This window comes from Monashia sp. HAY1-5C (genome assembly GCF_056755255.1).
Genome location: NZ_JBPGXG010000049.1, coordinates 1 through 19,847, shown reverse-complemented (window position 1 = coordinate 19,847; position 19,847 = coordinate 1). Strand labels below are relative to the sequence as shown.

The 19,847-nt window shown below is 68.5% G+C and carries 18 protein-coding genes, 1 tRNA gene and 1 riboswitch; of the genes, 18 read left to right on the top strand and 1 reads right to left on the bottom strand.

Features of this window, described 5'->3' with window-relative positions:
* Positions 1-115: 115 nt before the first annotated feature.
* The 7 genes from ACR9ZK_RS09690 to ACR9ZK_RS09660 all read left to right on the top strand — a co-directional run bounded on the left by ACR9ZK_RS09690 (position 116) and on the right by ACR9ZK_RS09660 (position 6,937).
* Positions 116-547, top strand: a complete 432-nt coding sequence (locus ACR9ZK_RS09690; protein ID WP_481341688.1) for a CBS domain-containing protein — start codon at positions 116-118, stop codon at positions 545-547.
* A gap of 63 nt (positions 548-610) precedes the next feature.
* Positions 611-2,455, top strand: a complete 1,845-nt coding sequence (locus ACR9ZK_RS09685; protein ID WP_481341687.1) for a serine/threonine-protein kinase — start codon at positions 611-613, stop codon at positions 2,453-2,455.
* Between the two features lie 324 nt (positions 2,456-2,779).
* Positions 2,780-2,965: riboswitch (cyclic di-AMP (ydaO/yuaA leader) on the top strand.
* A gap of 5 nt (positions 2,966-2,970) precedes the next feature.
* The gene (locus ACR9ZK_RS09680; protein ID WP_481341686.1) at positions 2,971-3,633 is read left to right on the top strand and encodes a transglycosylase family protein; all 663 of its coding nucleotides are present in this window, start codon (positions 2,971-2,973) and stop codon (positions 3,631-3,633) included.
* A 243-nt stretch (positions 3,634-3,876) separates the two neighbouring features.
* Positions 3,877-3,949, top strand: a tRNA-Thr gene (locus tag ACR9ZK_RS09675).
* 52 nt (positions 3,950-4,001) lie between these two features.
* Positions 4,002-4,373, top strand: a complete 372-nt coding sequence (locus tag ACR9ZK_RS09670) for a hypothetical protein (protein WP_481341685.1) — start codon at positions 4,002-4,004, stop codon at positions 4,371-4,373.
* A 345-nt stretch (positions 4,374-4,718) separates the two neighbouring features.
* Positions 4,719-6,212: an aldehyde dehydrogenase gene (locus ACR9ZK_RS09665; protein WP_481341684.1), complete on the top strand. Its 1,494-nt coding sequence runs from the start codon at positions 4,719-4,721 to the stop codon at positions 6,210-6,212.
* Positions 6,209-6,937: a gamma-glutamyl-gamma-aminobutyrate hydrolase family protein gene (locus tag ACR9ZK_RS09660; RefSeq protein ID WP_481341683.1), complete on the top strand. Its 729-nt coding sequence runs from the start codon at positions 6,209-6,211 to the stop codon at positions 6,935-6,937. The genes ACR9ZK_RS09665 and ACR9ZK_RS09660 overlap by 4 nt, the downstream gene beginning before the upstream one ends.
* 27 nt (positions 6,938-6,964) lie before the next feature.
* On the opposite strand, the gene ACR9ZK_RS09655 is transcribed toward ACR9ZK_RS09660, so the two are convergent.
* A complete protein-coding gene (locus tag ACR9ZK_RS09655) occupies positions 6,965-7,648 on the bottom strand; it encodes a TetR/AcrR family transcriptional regulator (RefSeq protein WP_481341682.1) in 684 nt (227 codons plus the stop codon).
* Positions 7,649-7,900: 252 nt separating this feature from the next.
* Here ACR9ZK_RS09655 and ACR9ZK_RS09650 point away from each other — a divergent pair, with 252 nt between their 5' ends.
* The 11 genes from ACR9ZK_RS09650 to ACR9ZK_RS09600 all read left to right on the top strand — a co-directional run.
* The gene (locus tag ACR9ZK_RS09650; protein ID WP_481341681.1) at positions 7,901-9,319 is read left to right on the top strand and encodes a pyridoxal phosphate-dependent decarboxylase family protein; all 1,419 of its coding nucleotides are present in this window, start codon (positions 7,901-7,903) and stop codon (positions 9,317-9,319) included.
* 39 nt (positions 9,320-9,358) lie between these two features.
* Positions 9,359-11,053, top strand: a complete 1,695-nt coding sequence (locus ACR9ZK_RS09645; protein WP_481341680.1) for an FAD-dependent oxidoreductase — start codon at positions 9,359-9,361, stop codon at positions 11,051-11,053.
* Entirely contained in the window at positions 11,050-11,826 is a 777-nt protein-coding gene (locus ACR9ZK_RS09640) for an SDR family NAD(P)-dependent oxidoreductase (protein ID WP_481341679.1), read from the top strand. Before ACR9ZK_RS09645 ends, ACR9ZK_RS09640 begins: the two co-directional genes overlap by 4 nt.
* A 58-nt stretch (positions 11,827-11,884) precedes the next feature.
* Positions 11,885-13,240, top strand: a complete 1,356-nt coding sequence (locus ACR9ZK_RS09635; protein WP_481341678.1) for a glutamine synthetase family protein — start codon at positions 11,885-11,887, stop codon at positions 13,238-13,240.
* Between the two features lie 60 nt (positions 13,241-13,300).
* A complete protein-coding gene (locus ACR9ZK_RS09630) occupies positions 13,301-14,122 on the top strand; it encodes an acetoacetate decarboxylase family protein (protein WP_481341677.1) in 822 nt (273 codons plus the stop codon).
* On the top strand, positions 14,119-15,621 hold the full coding sequence (locus ACR9ZK_RS09625) for an aldehyde dehydrogenase (protein WP_481341676.1): 1,503 nt from the start codon (positions 14,119-14,121) through the stop codon (positions 15,619-15,621). The genes ACR9ZK_RS09630 and ACR9ZK_RS09625 overlap by 4 nt, the downstream gene beginning before the upstream one ends.
* Positions 15,621-16,577, top strand: a complete 957-nt coding sequence (locus tag ACR9ZK_RS09620) for a DODA-type extradiol aromatic ring-opening family dioxygenase (RefSeq protein ID WP_481341675.1) — start codon at positions 15,621-15,623, stop codon at positions 16,575-16,577. Before ACR9ZK_RS09625 ends, ACR9ZK_RS09620 begins: the two co-directional genes overlap by 1 nt.
* On the top strand, positions 16,574-17,428 hold the full coding sequence (locus tag ACR9ZK_RS09615; protein ID WP_481341674.1) for a fumarylacetoacetate hydrolase family protein: 855 nt from the start codon (positions 16,574-16,576) through the stop codon (positions 17,426-17,428). Before ACR9ZK_RS09620 ends, ACR9ZK_RS09615 begins: the two co-directional genes overlap by 4 nt.
* Before the next feature lie 216 nt (positions 17,429-17,644).
* Positions 17,645-18,520 carry a transporter substrate-binding domain-containing protein gene (locus ACR9ZK_RS09610; protein WP_481341673.1) on the top strand — a complete coding sequence of 292 codons (876 nt, stop codon included), beginning with the start codon at positions 17,645-17,647 and terminating at the stop codon, positions 18,518-18,520.
* A gap of 166 nt (positions 18,521-18,686) precedes the next feature.
* Positions 18,687-19,526 (top strand): amino acid ABC transporter permease, encoded by an 840-nt coding sequence (locus ACR9ZK_RS09605; RefSeq protein ID WP_481341672.1) that lies wholly within the window; start codon positions 18,687-18,689, stop codon positions 19,524-19,526.
* A partial coding sequence (locus tag ACR9ZK_RS09600) for an ATP-binding cassette domain-containing protein (RefSeq protein ID WP_481341671.1) occupies positions 19,523-19,847 on the top strand: 325 nt, incomplete at its 3' end. The genes ACR9ZK_RS09605 and ACR9ZK_RS09600, both read left to right, overlap by 4 nt.

Below are 19,847 nucleotides of genomic sequence, written 5' to 3'. Positions count from 1 at the left end.
AACGGTGGCGCCCCGTCGGCGTGCGCTCTAGGGTCGAGTCAGGGCACCGCGCAGGGTCGTCGAGATCGACGGAGGCACGTGTCCGGGGCACTCACCCGAGGTGAAGGAGGTCGCCGTGAAGATTTCTGACGTGCTGAGGGCGAAGGGCGGCGGGGTCGTCACCGTCCGGCCCGACGAGACGGTGTCCGGGCTGCTCGCCGTGCTCGACGAGCACCGCATCGGAGCCGTCGTCGTCAGCTCCGACGGCACGACCGTCGAGGGCATCGTCAGCGAGCGCGACGTCGTACGGCACCTGCACGCCGCCGGGGCCGGCATCCTCGACGCACCGGTGTCGCAGATCATGACGAGCGAGGTGTCCACGGGCACCGCCGCGGACAACATCGCCGACCTCGCCGCGACGATGACCGAGCAGCGGGTGCGCCACGTGCCGATCCTCGACGACGAGGGCCGCCTCACCGCCATCGTCAGCATCGGTGACATCGTCAAGCACCGGCTGTCCGAGCTGCAGTCCGAGCGTGACCAGCTGCGGGACTACATCTCCCGCTGAGCCGACCTGCGCCACGCGCCGAGGTCGTCGGCGACACCCCCTGCGGTCGCATACCGTAGGACCATGACTGCGTACGACCGGACCGAGCGGGTCGCCGCTCCGCGGTCCGGCCGGCGCACCGGCCCGCGCACCGGCGGCGTGCCCATCGGCGCCGGCCGCGACGCGTACGGCTCCGGGCGCATCGGACCGTACCGCCTCGTCGAGGAGATCGGCGAGGGCGGCATGGGCGTCGTGCACCTCGCCCTCGACCCGCGCGGGCGTGCCGTCGCCATCAAGGTGCTGCGGGCGCACGTGGCCCACGACGCCGACGCCCGGCAGCGCCTCATGCGTGAGGTCGAGACGCTCTCGCGCGTCCGTGACCCGCGCGTCGCGAGCGTCATCGACGCCGACGTCATGGGCCCGCGTCCGTACATCGTCACCCGCTACGTGCCCGGGCCGGCGCTCGACGAGATCGTCGAGGAGCACGGCCCGCTCCATCCGGGCGAGCTCGTCAGCCTCGCGCGAGGCGTCGCGGAGGCGATCCGGTCGATCCACGCATGCGGCGTCGTGCACCGCGACATCAAGCCCGGCAACGTCCTCGTCGAGGAGGGCGAGCCGGTCCTCATCGACTTCGGCATCGCGCACGTGCAGGACGACGTCCGACACACCGTCGGCGGTCTGGTCATGGGCACGCCCGGCTACCTGTCGCCCGAGCTCGTCGAGGGTGCCCCGATCACCGACGCCACCGACTGGTGGGGCTGGGCGGCGACGATCACGTACGCCGCGTCCGGTCGCCCCCCGTTCGGGCGCTCGCGGATGGACGCCGTGCTGAGCCGAGTGCGCGCCGGTGACGTCGACGTCGACGGTGTCGATCCCCGTCTCGTGCCGCTGCTGCGTGCCTCCCTCTCGCCCGACCCGGCCCGCCGGCCGCAGGCCGACGAGGTCATCGCCGCCCTCGAGCAGTACGCCGCCGGGCGGGCGGCCACGGTGCCCTCCCCGAGCGCCCCGTGGGACGACGGGCGCACCGAGGTCCTCGACGCCGCGGGCGACACGCAGGTCTTCCCGGACCGCGGTACCGCGGTCCTGCCGCCGGTGGCCTCGTCGCCGAGCCCGTCGCCGACGCCGTTCCTGACGCGGCCCGCCCTGGACGACGTCCGGTGGGCGCCGCCGCCGAGCGGGCCGCGTCGCAGCGCCGTGCCCCAGCACGACCCGGCACCGTGGGACGGTGACCGTGGCCGGGACCTCTACGACGAGCGCCACGGTCCGGGCGCCGGGCCCGACGACTGGGACGACGACTGGGACGAGGAGGAACCCGAGCAGGCCCCGCGCGAGGGTGACCCCCGCATCGGCCTGGCCATGCGCACCGGGCTGCTCGGTGCCGCGGGGATCGCCTGGGTCGGCGCCCTGATGTCCTGGCCGGGGCAGGCGTTCCTCGCGCTGCTCGTGTGGTCCGTCGTCGCCCGCGCCACCGACCGGTCGGTGTCCGCGCTCGTGTTCCGTCGGTACGCCCATGGCCGCCGCGGCACCGACATCCCGCTCGCCGTCGTGACGAGTCCGTGGCACCTGCTCGTCGGCGCCGTCGCCACGGCCGTGAGCCTGGTGCTGCCGCTCGCGGTGGCGCTCGCGGGCATCTTCGCGACGGCGTTCCTGCTGGCCGGTGCCACCGGTTCCGAGCTCGGGCCGGGCTCGCCGACGACGCTCGCCGTCGGTGGCATCGCGGGGCTCGCCATGCTGTGGTGGGGGCCCGGCGGGGTGTCGCTGCGCCGCGGGTCCCGCTCGATCGTGCGCCGTCTCGTGCCGGTGGGGACACCGTCGCAGGTCGTCGCGGTGGCACTGGTCGTTGCCGGGCTCGTCGTCGGGCTCGTCGCCGTGGACCACGGTTCGAGCCTGACCTGGCTGCCCTTCAGCGGCAACCCGTTCACCCGCTGAAGCGCTCGCGGGGTGGGTGTGGCGGCGTCCGTGGCGGCCGCCGTCCGGTCCTTGCCGATCGGCCCGGTTCGGTCAAGGCCAGATCTCGAGAAGATCACGAAATCATCTCGGATCGGGTTGTGGTTCATTCACTCGTCACGTACCGTCGTGCCTCGGCGGTCCCGGTTCTCCGGGCCGGAAAGGGGTGGTCTCGGGTTTCCGGGGTGTCCACCACCGGTAGGCGCCGTGCGTCCGGCCTCCACACGGCACGCTGGATAACTTCACATGGACACCCAGCAATCCGGTCCCTGAGCGCGCCGAGCCTCGCCAGCCAGGGACGCAGCCCACACCCGTGGGCCGGGCGAGGACGGGGGACCCAGTGTGGTCAGTGAGTTGTCATGTCGAGGACCGTCGTTCGCCGACGGTCGAGGGCCGACTCGACTGACCTTGGGGTGAAGCCGCAGCCGCGGCAGGGCACCTGACGTCCCCAACCCGACAGCTAACCCCGCAGGCGCGCGTCAGGAAGGAATACCCCTATGCAGTACCTGTCCAAGCATGCTGCCGCCAAGCGGGTCTCGATGAAGCAGCGCATCGCCGGAGTCGGCATCGCCGGAGCGGCCACCGTCGTCGGTGGCATCACCGCCGCCGGGTCGGCCAAGGCCGCCACCGTGTGGGACGCGGTCGCCCAGTGCGAGTCCGGTGGCAACTGGCACATCAACACCGGCAACGGCTACTACGGCGGCCTGCAGTTCTCGAGCAGCACCTGGGTCGGCTTCGGCGGTCGCGCCTACGCCTCCCGCGCCGACCTCGCGAGCAAGGCCGAGCAGATCACCATCGCCCAGAAGGTCCTCGCCGTGCAGGGCCCCGGTGCGTGGCCGGTCTGCTCCAAGCGCGCGGGTCTGACCCGAGCCAACGGTGGCGCCGACGCCGCCGCGTCGCGCTCGAGCGACCGCAAGCCGGTCACGACGAAGAAGAAGGTCTCGAAGAAGAAGACCTACGCGACGAAGAAGACGACGAAGAAGGTCAACAGCTACGCCGGAACCGGCAAGCGGGTGACCGTCCGTCGGGGCGACACGCTGGGCACGCTGGCGCAGCGGTACCACGTCTCCGGCGGCTGGAAGACGCTGTACGCTGCGAACAAGGCTCGGGTGCACAACCCGAACCTCATCTACGTCGGCCAGGTGCTGCGTCTGCCGTGACGCTGCCTGACCGAGCCTGACCGGACGGCCCCGCGCGACCAACCCCTGGGTCCCGCGGGGCCGTCCTTCATGTGTCGCCCTGGTTCCGTGGTGGGGCAGGGCCGGCCGGGCCGGTCGGGCCGGGCCGGTCGGGCCGGGGGCGGGGCCCGGCTCCGCTCCTCGACCGGCCTGGGCCCGGACGTCGGTGCTCGGTTACGCTGGCGCCCGACCGGATGGCGGCGGCCCTGCCGCCTGACCGGTGCCGCTGGCGTGGCGCAATTGGCAGCGCACCTGTCTTGTAAACAGGTGGTTGGGGGTTCGAGTCCCCCCGCCAGCTCTGTGCTCAGCGAGCTGGATAGTGCCCCTGACCTGCGGTTTCGCCGTTATGAGTGCGAGGGACGTCGAGGGACACGAGTGGAGGGGCAGGGGCGGTAAGCCACTCGGCATCGCACGCAGATTGCCGGACTCGCTCGCCGCCGCTGCCCGTCCGGCAGCCCGCAGGACGGCGACCAGAGTGTCAGGTGGGCCGAACCGCCGAGGGTTTCGGATACCTTCGAAGACTGGCCTCGAAACGATGGCAGGCCAGCTACATCGGGCCGGATCTCACTAGACACCGTGCTCCGCCCAAGCCAAGGCGCTGCTGGCCGGGATCCGGGCGCGGGACGCCGTGGGCAAGACCCGCAAGCGCGTGGCCATGGAGCTGGTGGCCGACCTGGAGCGGATCCATGCCCGGAAGAAAGGCCGCCGACACCGAGCTGTAGCAGCTCGTCGCGGCGACCGGGACCTCGCTGCTGGGCCTGCACGGCATCGGGCCTTCGGGTGTGGCCCGGCTGCTCGGCGACTCAACTCGTAGCGGCGGGGCTGCTTCCGCCACTTCGCGCTGGGCCGCACCCCTTGGACCCAGAGCCAACCCTTATCGAAAGCGTGACCGACATGTCTGGCGTCGTTGCGGGCGACTCTTGAGCGCTTGACGACTCTTCGGCCCGGGCTTAAGTTGGACATCCGTAGAAAAACGCACCCGCGTCTACCAGCGAACCGCCTCCTGAGCATGGGTCCGTCTGCTGAGGAGGCCACCCGCGAACCTCCTCGCAACGAAGGGTCACCCGATGCCAGCCGGACAGACAGCAGAGATGTGGCGCGCCCAAGCGGAATCGCTGGCCCCGCCGAGGCTGATGGTCATCGATGGTCGCTGCCGGCCGGCCGCGGACGGACGCGTGATGGAGGTCCTGGCGCCTCGAGACGGAAAGCCCTTGGCGACAGTCCCGGACGGCACGGCCGTCGATGTCGACATGGCGGTCGCGGCGGCCCGGCGCGCCTTTGCCGATTCGCCCTGGTCCCGGATGTCCCCTGCGGATCGGAAGCGGGTGCTGCACCGTTTCGCCGATGTCATCGAGGCTCGCCGCGACGAGCTTGCCTTGTTGGTCTCGCTCGAGATGGGTAAGCCCATCGAGTATGCGCATTCGATCGAGATGCGGACGACCGTCGCGTGCTACCGCTGGTATGCCGAGTGGACGGACAAGCTGACTGGTGAGGTGCCCGAGGTCGGCAGCAATGCGCTCGCGCTCGTCACGCGCGAACCGGTTGGAGTGGTTGGCGTGGTCGTGCCGTGGAACTTCCCCATGACCCTGCTGGCATGGAAGGTGGCTCCCGCTCTGGCGGTTGGATGCACCATCGTGGTGCGACCATCGGAGCTGTCGTCGCTGTCGGCCTTGCGGGTGGCGGAACTCGCGCTCGAGGCAGGTCTGCCCGATGGCGTGCTCAATGTCGTTACGGGCCAGGGTTCTACGACGCCGCGAGCCCTGGCACTGCACCCCGACGTCGACACGGTCGCCTTCACCGGGTCGACGGAGGTTGGCAGGGAGTTCCTGCGCTACGCCGCGGACTCCAACTTGAAACGGGTCTGGCTGGAGCTCGGCGGAAAGTCACCGAGCATCGTGCTGCCGGACGCCGACCTTCCTGCAGCGGTGGCGGGCACCGCCGGAAACATCTTCTTCAACCAGGGAGAGATGTGCACGGCACCCTCGCGTCTCCTTGTGCACCGTTCGGTGCGAGACGAGGTGGTCGATGGGGTCGTCCGGGCTGCGGAAGCGCTGCACATCGGTGACCCGCTGGACCCTGGGACCCAGGTCGGTCCGCTGGTCAGCGCAGCTCATCGGGAGCGAGTCGAGGCGCACACCGCCCGGGCCCTCGATGAGGGCGCGCGGTTACGAACCGGCGGGGGTAGGCCACCCGTTCCGCAGGACGGCTTCTACTCCCGGCCCACCGTGCTGGACAACGTCGAGCCGCACATGGCCATCGCGCGGGATGAGGTGTTCGGGCCGGTCCTGTCGGTTCTCACGTTCGAGGACGAGGCCGAGGCCGTGCGTATGGCAAACGACTCGGTCTACGGCCTCGCCGCCGCCGTGTGGACCCGCGACGTCGGAACCGCCCACCGGCTCTCCCGCCGGCTCCAGGCCGGGACGGTGTGGGTGAACTGTTACGAGGAGGGCGACATGACCGTTCCCTTCGGCGGTTACAAGCAGAGCGGCAACGCTCGTGACAAGTCCGTCCACGCGCTGGAGAAGTACACGGAGCTCAAGACCACCTGGCTGGCCCTGTGAGCCGTCGACCGCTGATCATTGTTCCGGCTCGGTTCTCCGAGTCCGCGTCAGCCCTGAGGTTTCGCGCTGAGGTCACTGCGCGCGCCTTGGCTACTGCAGTGTTCGAGGCCGGGGGTGAGCCGGTCACCGTGCATCCTCACGCGCCGGACGGGCTGGTGGATGAGGTGCAGGTCGCCGATCGCTTCGACTTCGCTGACGGGGTGCTACTGCCCGGCGGCGGGGACATCACGCCGGCCCTGTATGGCGGCGTCGAGCATGCGGAGCACTACGACATGGATCCTGAGCAGGACGCCTTCGACCTCGCTGTGGCGCGATGGGCGTTTCGCACCGGGCGGCCGCTGCTTGCCGTCTGCCGGGGGCTGCAGGTGGCGAACGTCGCGATGGGCGGAACCCTGGTTGTTCACATGGATCGTCCGCACCGCCATGTCGTCTCCGAGCTCGCACTCGAGCCGGGGTGCGCCCTGACCCAGGCTCTCGGCACCCGCATGCTGTCGATCAGCTGCTACCACCATCAGGCGCTGGACCGGCTGGGTGATGGGTTGGTGGCGGTCGCCCGGTCGGCAGACGGCACCGTGGAGGCCGTCGAGATGGTTGCACCCGACACGCCATGGTTCCTGGGCGTGCAGTGGCACCCGGAAGACACCGCGGCGATCGACCCCCTGCAGAAGGACATCTTCACCCAGTTCGTGGCAGCCAGCCGTCGGACGCTGCAGCCGTCGAGGTGAAAGCCATCGGCACCGGCCGGGCGTGGCTCAAGAGTGAAGCAGTGATCGATCCAGTGGGACGTCCGGCGGGTCGACAAGGCCGGCCACGTCGGCGGGCCACCTGCCACGGAGCGACGTTCCGGGCTCGGTCCACGGCGCCAGGATCTGCTCGACCAGGAGCCGCTGCATCGCCGGTGGCGTGCGCTGGGGCAGTGTCACCACTCGGACCTGCATGGCATGCACGGTGGTAACGAGCAGCTCTGCCAGCGGCGCCGGCTCCGCCTCGGCTCTCAGGTCATGGGCCTCGATCGCCTGCTCGAGCATCTCCTGGGTGCTCCGGGTCCAGGCTTGGTGTTCCTTGGGCAGCAAGGTGCGGAGGCCCTCGTCGGTGGTGATCCGGCCCCAGAAGCAGACGACGATGCGGGCCTCGTCGACGGTCGCGGCCTCCATGGGAAGCAGCTCGCGCAACGTCGCGAGGAGCGCGTCGAGACCCTTCAGACCGGCAGCGCGTTCGGCGGCGCGCGCATTGGTCCGGGCGAAGACCTCTTCGTAGGTGGCGGCCAGCAAGGCGTCCTGATTCGTGAAGTAGTGGCCCACCGCCCCGTTGGCGACGCCGAGCTCCTTGGCGATGGCCCGCATGGTGGCGCCCCCGAGCCCATCCCGGGCCACGAGACGCAGCGTGGCATCGATGATCTCGGCCCGGCGCTGTTGGTGGTCGACAAGTTTCGGCACGGTGCCGCCCTCTCCTCGGTGCTGGCTGTTCAGCCACGACTGTCGCCGCGGACCGGCAGGGCCGACCCGAGCCGGGCCCATCGGGGGCGGCGATCGCTCGCCGCTGAGCCTACCGCGAGTTTTTGGTCATGCGTCCAAGAAAACTCTGGACACGGATGGGGGGCTGTCGCTACGGTGGCAGAAGTTGACTCTACAAGTGTAGAAGAAAACAAGGCAACGAACCGCCCACGGGCCACGAGAGGCAGGGACACGATGACGATCCCCGGAGCGCCAACTCCCTTCGAGGCGGCACCGACGGCCCCGGCACAGCTGCAGGACAACCTCGCTCGCGTCGTCGACGGGATCTCGCAGTGGATGTCACAGTTCGGAGCCTTCGAGCCTCATCCGGCGACGGCGATCGACGAGGACCAGCTCGACGCCGCCCTGCACGCGCTGATCGGTCGGCTGGGGGACAACTATCCCTTCTTCCATCCCCGCTACGCCGGCCAGATGCTCAAGCCGCCGCACCCCGTGTCGGTGATCGGATACCTCGCCGCGATGCTGATCAACCCCAACAACCACGCCCTCGACGGCGGGCCGGCCACGGCAAAGATGGAGAAGGAGGTCGTCGCCAAGCTGGCGGCCATGTTCGGGTACGGAACCGACTTCCTTGGTCACCTGACCAGCAGCGGCACCATCGCGAATCTGGAGGCCCTGTTCGTGGCCCGGGAGACCCACCCCGGCAAGCACATCGCCTTCAGCGCGGACGCTCATTACACACATGGCCGCATGTGCCACGTGCTCGGCGTCGAAGGTCATGCTGTGGCCACGGACTCGGCCGGCCGGATGGACCTGGCAGCCCTCGAGGACCTGCTGCGCACCGGAACCATCGGCACCGTCGTCCTCACCACCGGCACCACCGGGCTCGGAGCCGTGGACCCGGTCCACGAGGCAGTGCCGCTGTGCCGCAGATACGGCGCGCGCATCCACGTCGATGCCGCCTACGGGGGGTTCTTCCGCCTCATCGCCGATGACTCAGCCGATGGGGTGCAGGCGGCGCCGTTCCGGTCGATCGCCGACTGCGACTCGGTGGTGGTCGACCCGCACAAGCACGGGCTGCAGCCGTACGGCTGCGGGGCGGTGCTCTTCAAGGACCCGCAGGTGATCCGGTTCTACACCCACGACTCCCCGTACACGTACTTCACCTCGGACGAGCTCCACCTGGGCGAAATCTCTCTCGAGTGCTCACGCTCCGGTGCCGCCGCAGCGGCGCTCTGGGTCACGTCCCAGGTGCTGCCGTTCACGGCAGAGGGCCTGGGCCGTGTGCTGCGACCGGGCCGGCGAGCGGCCCTTGCCTGGGCAGACCTGCTCGCTGACTCCGCCACGCTCGACCTGTACCAACCGCCGGAGCTGGACATCGTGACCTACCTGCCCCGTCGGACCTGTCTGTCCGACGTTGACCGGGCATCCGCCCACGTGCTCGAGGCGGGGATGACGAGGCCCAAGGAAGACGCGGTGTTCGTGGCGACGTACAGCGTGACCGCGGAAGCCCTCGCAGCCCGGGGTCACGACATCACGGCAGACGTGGATCAGGGCCGGATTCTCCGCAGCGTGCTGATGAAGCCGGAGAGCGAGCACTGGGTCGACTTCCTGCACACCGCAATCGACGAGCTCGCCTCGGCCGCCCGCTGACAGCCCGTCGCCACCACCAGTTCACCGAAAGGAGAGCCGATGAGTACCAAGACGGAGCACTACGACGTTGCGGTCGTCGGCTCTGGGGGAGCGGGGCTTGTCGCGGCATGTGCAGCGGCCGACCACGGCGCCAGGGTTCTGGTGCTCGAGGCCACGGATCTGTTCGGCGGCGTCACCGCGGTGTCCGGCGGCCAGCTCTGGATACCCGACAACCCCGTCATGCACCGAGCCGGCTACACCGACTCGCGAGCCGATGCCCTGCAATACCTCCGGCGGAACACCCTCGGAGCCGCCAGCGAGGCGCACCTCAGCGCGTTCCTCGAGGCCGGTCCGCGGCTTGCTCGGTACCTCGAGGAGCTGGGGATTCCACTGCAGGCCGTCCCTCGACCCGACTACCACCCGGCGTGGCCCGGGGCGCGGACCGGCCGAAGCCTGGAACCGCTCCCTGTCCCCACGGAAGCGTTGGGAGAGTGGCGCGGAAAGATGCGAACGTCATCGGTGCGAGAACCGCTGACCAGCACCGAGTCGCGTGAGGGCCTCGACCCCAAAGAGCTGCTGGTTCGACAGAGCCGTGACGTGAGGACTCAGGGGGCCGGTCTGGTGGCCGGGCTGGCCGCCGCGGCACTGGCGCGAGGCGTAACGCTCGTGGCCAGGCATCGCGTCCGGTCGATCTCGCGGGGCCGAAGCGACGGGTTCACCGTCACCGCTCGCCGCCCCGACGGTTCGAGGAGTGCTGTCGACGCCGACGCGGTCGTCCTCGCCAGCGGAGGCTTCGCCGAGAACACCGCGTTGCGACGCGACTTCCTCCCGCCGGTTCAGATGCTGCCCACCGCGGCGGTCGGCAGTCTTGGCGATGCCCTCCGCCTGGCACTGCCTCACGGCGCCCACCTGGCCGGCACGAGCGAGGCATGGTGGACAGCAGCCACAACGATTCCCGCCTCGAAGGGGGCGCCGGCGACTCATCGCAACCTCGTGCGCGAGCTCGCTTACCCTGGCTCCATCCTCGTCAACGACCGCGGCGCCCGGTTTGTGGACGAGGCCAGCTCCTACAACGATCTGGGCAAGGCGTTCCTGCGCTTCGACCCGGGCACGCACAGGTACCCGAACGAACGCGCCTGGCTGGTCTTCGACGCGGCGTTCAAGAGCCAGTACGCGGTCGCTGGCATCGCGCCCCACATGCCCGCTCCAGAGTGGTTCGCATCAGCACCAGATCTTCGATCGCTCGCCGAGCACGTCGGGATCGAACCGGCCGGGCTGATGAGGACGGTCGCCGCGATGGCCCAACATGCTCTGCGCGGCGAAGACCCGGACTTCGGTCGCGGCGGCGACCCGCACGACGCCTTCAACGGCGACAGCAGTCACCGGCCGAACCCCTGCCTGGGCACCCTGGGCACCGCGCCGTACTTCGCCATCACGGTCTCGTTGGGCCTGAACGGCACGAAGGGTGGCCTGGTCACCGACCCCACCGGCACGGTTGTGGACTTCGACGGCAAACCCATCCCCGGTCTATTCGCCTGCGGCGAGGCCGCGGCCGCGCTGATGGGCCCTGGCTACGCCGGATCCGGAGCCTCGCTCGGTCCGGCTCTGACGGCGGGCCTGCTCGTAGGCGAGCGCATCGGGAGCCCGGTCCTCCGCCCGGGTGGCGCCGTGAACGAAACACCGGGGCAGTCGCACACGGCGTCACACGGCCACCTGCCGAACGCCACGGAACCGATCAGGGAGAAGACATCGTGAGCACGTCTCGTTTCGCCGGCCGCGTGGTGGTCGCGACCGGCACCGCTTCCGGTTTGGGCCTGGCGGCTGCGCGGCAATTCGCAAGCGAGGGCGCCGATCTCGTCCTGGTGGACCGAGACGAAGCGTCCCTGCATGACGTCGTCACCGCCCTGTCCGCCACGGGTGCGCACGTCGTTTCCGTGGTGGGTGACGTCTCGCGCGCCGCCACCGCGACGCAAGCCGTACGGACCGCCCTTTCGCAGTTCGGGCGTCTCGACGTCCTGTTCAACAACGCCGGAATCGACCCGCTGGAAGCCACCACGCTCGTGGAGACCACCGAGGAGCTGTGGGACGCGATCATCAACGTCAACGTCAAGTCCGCATACCTGTTCGCGAAAGAGGCGATCCCCGCCATGATCGCTGCGGGGGGCGGCTCGATCGTCAACACGGCGTCATCGGCCGGGATGCGGGCCTCGGCACACGAAGCGGCCTATGGCATCTCGAAGGCCGCCATCATCGCCCTGACCCGGTCGCTGGCCCGAGACTTCTCCGGTCAAGGCATCCGCACCAACGCCATCTGTCCGGGGCCACTCGAAGCGATCACCACCGACCGCCGGGCCACCATGAGCGAAGACGAGAAGGCGGCCCGCCGCGAACGGGTCAGCGGGCTTGTGCCCCTGGGGCGGGAGGGGACATACGAAGAGGTCGCCCGGTCCGTCCTCTTCCTGGCCAGCTCGGAGTCCAGCTACACCAGCGGCGCGGCGCTGCTCATCGATGGCGGGTTGATCGCGTGAACGGCTCCCGGCACCCCATCACGGCCCTGCGCGTCCAGGTCACACCAGGAGCAGGTCTGTGAAGCTGGACATGAACGGCCCGCTGACCGACGCTGCCGCGCAGCTCACCGCTGCGGGAAGCGACGTCCTGCGAGTCGGGTACGCGGACGTGCTCGGCACCGAGCGCGGCCGCGATGTCCTGGTCAGCACGCTGCCGCGCAGTCTGGGAGGCGGTCTGGCCTTCTGCCGGTCGGTCTTCGGCACAACCCCGCAGGGGGACACCGTCGACATCGACGGCGGGCGCGGCGACGGCTTGCCCGACGTCGTTGCCGTGGCGGATCTGGCGACACTGCAAGCCGTGCCATGGGAGCCCGGGGTCGCGCACTGCATCGCCGACCTCTACGAACCGGACGGCTCGCCGGCCGGCGACAGCCCCCGTCAGGTGCTTCGTCGGGTCATCGACCAGTTCGCCGAGCTGGGCCTTCGCCCGGTGGTGGGGCCCGAGCTGGAGTTCTATGTGCTCGAGCGCGCCCCCGAAACCCCGACGGGCTGGCGGCGTTACGGCGAAGCGCCCGGCAACGTCTACGTCTCCGGGTTGAAGGGCGACCCCGACAACTTTCTCCTTCGGACCCTGCGGCTGCTGGGTGACTACGGCATCGAGGCTGTGTCCGGCAACCACGAGTACTCCTCAGGTCAGTTCGAACTGAACCTGTGGCACTCGGATGCGCTTGATGCTGCCGATCGGGCCTTCCGCTTCAAGGCAGCCATCAAGGAGCTTGCCCGCCGGGAGGGCAAGATGGCCACGTTCATGGCCAAGCCGTTCAACGACGAGGGCGGGTCAGGCTTCCACCTGCACTTCTCGGCCTGGGCTGACGACGGTTCAGCCGCCTTCGACGGAGGGCCGGGCTCCGAGCACGGGTTGTCCAAGACGGCACTGTCAGCGCTCGCCGGAATTCTGGCCCATGCCCCCGCGCTGGCCGCCGTGAGTAACCCGACGATCAACTCCTACAAGCGATTTGGACCAGACACCATTGCCCCGTGGCTCATCGACTGGGGCCTGGACAACCGCAGCGCGATGGTGCGCGTCCCACCCGAGCGTGGAAAGGCGACCCGGCTGGAGCTTCGGCTCGGTGACGCCACCGCCAACCCGTACCTGGCCATCGCCGGGCTGCTCAGCGCTGCCTATCTCGGGATCCGCGATGCCCTCGTCCCGCCGGACCCACTTGAGGGCTACGGATACGACCCCACCAAGGCCGACAAGCTGCCCGCCGACCTGGCTGCTTCACTCGCCGCCCTGGAGTCGGACACCGAGCTCCAGAAGATGTTGGGCCCCAAGTTCATCAACAACTTCCTGACGTACAAGCGCAACGAGCTCGAACGCTACTCCCGCTTCGTCACCGACTGGGAGTTCACCGAATACGCCTACCACCTCTGATCCAGACACCAGCTGTAACCGGGGCAACGTCGCCCCATCCGTACCAGCAAAGGAGTTCCTGTGGCCAAGGTCCAGGGTTTCTATCACCCGAGAACGGCGACCGGACGAGCTTCGCTGCTTCCGCCGCCGCCGTGGCACTACTCCGGCGACCTCCTCACGGTCGAGTACCGCACAGATCCACGACGCGTCGCAGACCTGTTGCCGGACCCGCTGGAGCTGGCCGAGGACGATCCCGGGGCCGTTGCCTTCATCTGGGCCGACTGGCAGTCAACGGCCGCCGACGGGGCCCAGCTGCTGGACCCGGTGCTCGGCCAGTACAAGGAAGCCTTCGTCGTCGTTCGGTGCCAGTTCAAGGGCCAGACGTTCAGCCGCTGCGTGTTCATCTGGGTCGACACAGACTTTGCCATCGCACGCGGCATCCACCAGGGCTACCCGAAGAAGCTCGGTTCCATCCACCAGACCCGGCCGCACCCGTACGGGCCAGCGCCCCGCCTGGAAGCCGGCGCCCGGTTCGGTGCCTCGCTGGCGGCGGCAGACCGAAGACTCGCGGAGGCACGGATCACGCTGACCGGTCCCTCTGCCACCAACGGCTTCGTGAACAGCCACAAGATGGCGCACCACCGGCAGGTCAGCGCCATAGACAAGCCAGGCACCTACCGACTCGACGAGATCATCTCGACCGGCGCCGCGTCGGCCGAAGGCGGAACCCCATGGCACGCCGACGTCGACACCTTCACCCTCTTCGACTCACCCACCGAGGAGCTGACCATGCTTCAGCCGGAAGAACTCATCGGTGCCTACTACCGCCAGGTCGGCGTGATCTGGGACGGCGGCGAGGTGCTGCACGACAACCTCGCCGCAGCGAAGGTGGGAGCCTCATGAGCGGTGCGGCGACCCTGGGACAAGAGACGATCGATGTCGAGGGCGTGCAGGTGGACACCCGGCATTGGATCGACGGACGGCGGGTGGGCTCGCGGACGACCTTCGCCGACGTGTCGCCCATCGACGAGGCCGTGCTCGGGCACGTCTCGGCCGGCGGCACGGCTGAGGTCGACGCCGCCGTCGCAGCAGCACGCCGAGCCTTCCCGGCCTGGAAGGCCTTGCCGGCGGCCGCACGCGCCGACGTGCTGGAGCGGGTTGCAGACGGTATCGACGCCCGCGCGGAGGATCTGGCCCGGGTGGAGACCCGCGACAACGGCTCCCTGCTGCGTTCACATCGCCGCAGCGTGATGCCGAGGGTGGGTCACAACTTCAGGTTCTTCGCCGACCAGCTGCGAACCCTCATGCACGCAGACAGAGAGATCCGGGGCCACCGCGAGCGCATCACCTACAACCCGTCGGGCGTCACAGCAGTCATCACACCGTGGAACGCGCCGCTGATGCTCGCGACGTGGCGCATCGGGCCGGCCCTGGCGTCGGGCAACACCGTGGTGTTCAAGCCACCGGAGTGGGCTCCGCTCACTGCCTCCCTGCTCGCCGACATCACGTCAGAGGCCGGCCTGCAGCCCGGCGTGCTCAACATCGTCCAGGGCCTGGGCCCCGATGCCGGAGCAGCACTGGCTGGACACCCCGGGATCCGCCGCCTGTCCTTCACTGGGTCGGTACCGACGGCCGGCAAGGTCGCATCCGCGGCCGCACCCAACATCGTCCCGCTTTCTCTGGAACTGGGCGGGAAGTCGCCACTGGTGATCTTCGACGACGCAGACTTCGAGCTCGCCGTCTCGCTGGCGGTCGAGCAGTTCGACAACGCCGGCCAGGTCTGCCTCGGCGCCTTCCGCATCCTGGTCCAGGACACGCTCTGCGACCGCTTCATCGAGGCGGTCGTCGAACGGGGCCGCCACCTTCGACAAGGTGATCCGCGGGACGACACCACTGATGTGTCGGCACTGATCTCCCGACAGCACTTCCAGCGTGTCAAGGGCTTCGTCGACCGTGCGCGTGCAGAGGGGGCGACGGTACTGCTGGGCGGTGGCCCCAACACGAACCTCGGAGGCCTCTACTTCAGCCCGACGATCCTCACGAACGTATCGCCCGACAGCGAGATCGTCACCGAAGAGGTGTTCGGGCCTGTGCTGACCGTGCAGACGTTCGGCACCGAGGAGCAGGCGATCCACATGGCCAACGACACCCGGTTCGGGTTGGCGGCCACTCTCCTGACGGGCGACCCCGAGCGCGCAGAACGTGTTTCGGCCGCGCTCGACGCCGGCACCGTCTGGGTCAACTGCTTCTTCGTCCGTGATCTCGGTGCGCCGTTCGGAGGCAACGGGCACTCGGGCATCGGTCGCGAGGGCGGGCTGTGGTCGTTCGACTACTACTCCGACATCAAGAACACCGTCTTCTCGCCGACCGGCTGGAGTGCGAAGCAGAAGGGAAGCAGGTAATGGGTGAAGTCATGGGCGCCGGCCTGCTGGCGCACGTCCCGACCATCGTCCTACCGGAACAGGTACGCCGAGAGCTCAACCACGGCGAGGACTCGACCTTGCCCGCCGGGCTCAGGCAGCTGCGGCGCGAGGTCTTCGAGACGCCCGACTACGACACGGTAGTCGTGCTGGACTCCCACTGGGCAACCACGGTCGAGTTCGTCGTCACCGCCCAGCCGCGCCGGTCGGGTCTGTTCACCTCCGAGGAACTTCCCCGCGGGATGAAGCAACGACCGTACGACTTCGCGGGCGACCCTGAACTGGCGCACCTCATCGCCTCCAAGGCAGGCGACCACGGCACCTGGATCACGGCGATCGAGGACGAGCACCTACCGATCTTCTACGCCACCACCAACCTGTGGGAGTACCTCGGCCAAGGTCTACCCGAGAAGAGATGGATATCGATCGGGGTCTGCCAGACCGCAGACACTGAGGACAATCTGCGGCTCGGTCGGGCCCTCGGCGACGCCATCGCCGAGTCCGACCGAAGGGTGTTGCTCATCGCCTCCGGTGCGATGAGCCACACGTTCTGGCCGCTGCGCCAGCTACGCGAACACGAAGCGGCAGGCGTCGAGCACATCTTCACGCGCGCTGCCTACGAGGCCGACATGCAGCGGCTGGACTGGTTCGCCAGTGGAGATCACGCCAAGGTCCTCGAGTCGATGCCGGAGTTCTACCGGTTCAGACCGGAGGCACGCTTCGGGCACTACCTCATGATGATCGGTGCCCTCGGCGAGGGCGCCTGCACGGCGCCGTCCCGGCAGTTCGGGGAGTACGAGAACTCGATCGGCACCGGTCAGGTGCACCTGTGGTTCGACCGACCAGCGGAGGGCTTTCCCCGGCCGCGGCGCACCCACATCGAGCCGGTCACGGCAGAGCTGCCGGCGTTGCACGACTCCGGGGTGGCGGGATCATGACCGAGTACCGCCGGATCCTGCTGGACGGCGCCCAGGTCGAGGCAGTGCGCGCAGGTGACGACCTCATCGTCGGCGACGGCCGTGTGGTCGCCATCCAGGACGCACGGCACCTCCCACCCGTCGTCCCCACCAAGATCATCGCGGTTCATCTGAACTATCGAAGCCGCGTCGAGGAGTTCGGGATCAGCCTGCCCGAGACACCTACCTACTTCCACAAGCCCACATCATCGCTGAACAGCCACGACGGGGCGGTCGTGCGTCCCGAGCGGTGCAAATGGCTGAACTACGAGGGCGAGATCGCGATCGTCATCGGACGAACGTGTCGCAACATCTCCGCGGAAGACGCAGGCCAGTACATCCGGGGCTACACGGTGGCCAATGACTACGGCCTGCACGACTTCCGGGACACCGATGCCGGCTCGATGCTTCGCGTCAAGGGGTCGGACACGCTCTGCCCCCTCGGACCCGGACTGGTCGAGGACTGGGACTTCCGGAACAAGCGGATCCGGGTGACGGTCAACGGCCAGGTCAGACAGGACGCCAACACCGACGAGATGGAGTGGGACATGCACTACCTCGTCGCGGACATCGCCCGCACCATCACGCTCTACCCAGGCGACGTACTGCTTTCCGGTACTCCAGCGAACTCCCGAACTGTCTACCCCGGCGACGTGGTGGAGGTGGAGGTGGAGGGCCTTGGCACCCTCCGCAACCACATCGTCACCGGCCCGACCCCCGTGCGGGATGACGTCGGCGCCCAACCCACCGAGTCCGACGAAGTCCTCTCGACGGCCCAGGGCGGTGACTGGCCGCACCGCGGAACACGGGCAGCACACCCACCGCGGCCCTAGAAGAACGGCTCAGCGCGCCGTCCCAACGAAGAGGCAGCCCTCGAGCCGACGAGCCCACCAGCCTCACCACGCGAGATCCAAGAACCCGCACCGAGTCCCAGCCCACACACCCGAAAGGCACACCCCATGTCCACGCACCCGCTGTCCGGGCGGCCTACGCCGCGCACCAACCGACCGCGTCCCAACTGCCGACGGACCATCGGCACGCTGGCCGCCGTGAGCACCATCGCGCTCACCGCGGCGGCATGCGGCGCCTCCGGCGACGCATCCGCCAATGGGGGCTCATCCAGCGGCGCCGGCAGCCATAGCGCGAAGTTCGACCAGAGCATCGCCGACCAGCTCCCGCCCGCGATCAAGAGCGCGGACGAGATCAAGAACATCGTCTTCAACAACTCGCCGCCGGCAACCTTCCAGAAGGATGGCAAGGAGGTCGGGTGGGCGATGGACTTGAGCTCCGCAATCGCCGACGTCCTGGGCGTGAAGATGAACACCACCGTCTCCGGTGACTTCTCCACCTTCATTCCCGGCATCCAGAACGGCCGCTTCGATGGCAGCTTCGGTCCGCTCATCGTCACTCCGGAACGTCTCCAGCAGATCGACATCGTCGGGGTCTTCAAGGTCGGCACGGGCTTTGCGAGCAAGAGCGGGAGCGATGTCAACATCAACACCCCGACGGACGTGTGCGGGCTCACCGTCGCAGCCGTCGAGGGCAGCGCCTTCATCAAGAGCGTCGAGTCGATCAACCCGAAGTGCCAGGAAGCCGGCAAACCGGTTCCCGTCGTGCAGTCCTTCCCCAACAACGCGGCCGCCCAGCTCGCAGTCAGCAACGGCCGCGTGCAGGTCTTCGCCAGCAACGCCGATGCACTGCAGTACCTCATCTCCCAGACCGGCGACCGGTTCGAACGCGAACCGCTCGACTACCAGCCGATCATCGAGGGCATCGGACTGAACAAGAACTCGGGCCTGTCCAAGGCGGTCAAGGCAGCGGTCGACAAGCTGATCGCGGACGGCACCTACGGAGAGATCCTCAAGAAGTGGGACCTGTCCGAGAACGCGGTCACCGAAGCAGTGATCAACCCGTCCACCAGCTAGTCGAGGGGAGACCATGGCAATGTCCAACGTCAAGGCGCCAACCGGGTCATCGCCTCCGCACGGGGGTCGCACGTCCGGCGGTGTGGCCTCCTGGGTCTCCAACGCTCACCCGGCTCGCACGGCAGGACGGGTGGGGGTGACGGCCATTGCGCTGGTCCTAGGCGCAATGTTCCTCAACCTGCTGGTGACCTCACCGACCCTCCAGTGGGACGTCGTGGCGCACTACTTCACGGGCCGGGAGGTGATCGACGGTCTCATCAAGACGATCGAGCTGACCATCGCCGCCATGGTCATCGGAGTGGTTCTCGGGATCGTGCTTGCGCTCATGCGCATGTCGCGCAGCCTGGTCCTCACCACGGGGGCGTCGGCGTTCATCTGGCTGTTCCGCGGCACACCCCTGCTGGTACAGATCATCTTCTGGTACAACCTGTCGTCCTTCATCCCCCGCATCTCCGTGGGAATACCGTTCGGCCCGAGCTTTGCGTCGTGGGACGTCAACCACATCATCACTCCACTGGCGGCGGCCCTTCTTGCGCTCGGCCTGAACGAGGGCGCGTACATGTCTGAAATCGTCCGGGCGGGCATCGCCTCGGTCGAGGGCGGCCAGATGGAGGCATCGCTCGTGCTGGGCATGACCAAGGGTCAGGCGATGCGACGCATCGTGCTACCGCAGGCGGTGCGGATCATCATCCCTCCCACCGGCAACCAAGCCATCGGGATGCTCAAGGGGACCTCATTGGTCAGCGTGATCTCGACGCCCGAACTGCTCTACTCCGTACAGATCATCTACGCCCAGACCTTCCAGACGATCCCGCTGCTGCTGGTCGCCAGCATCTGGTACCTCATCCTCACCACCGTGCTGTCCGTCGGGCAGTACTACCTCGAACGCCACTACGCCAAGGGTGCCTTGAGGGCCATGCCGCTCACCCCACTCCAGAAGGTCCGACGCTGGTACGCGACTCAGGCACCAAGCGAAGTAGCCAAGAAGACGGGATCCCTGCGATGAACGAGAGGCCTCTGCTCCGCGTCGAGGACGTCCACAAGTGGTTCGGGAACGTCCAGATCCTTCGCGGTGTGTCGCTGGACGTAACGCTCGGCGAAGTGCTCTGCATCATCGGGCCGTCAGGCTCGGGCAAAAGCACGCTGCTGCGCTGCATCAACCACTTGGAGAACCTGGACGCCGGTCGGATCTACCTCGAGGACGAGCTCATCGGCTACCGCGACGAGCGCGGCAAAGTCGTCGAGCGCACGGCCAAGGACCTTGCTCGTCAGCGAGCAGCGATGGGCATGGTGTTCCAGCAGTTCAACCTGTTCCTGCACAAGACCG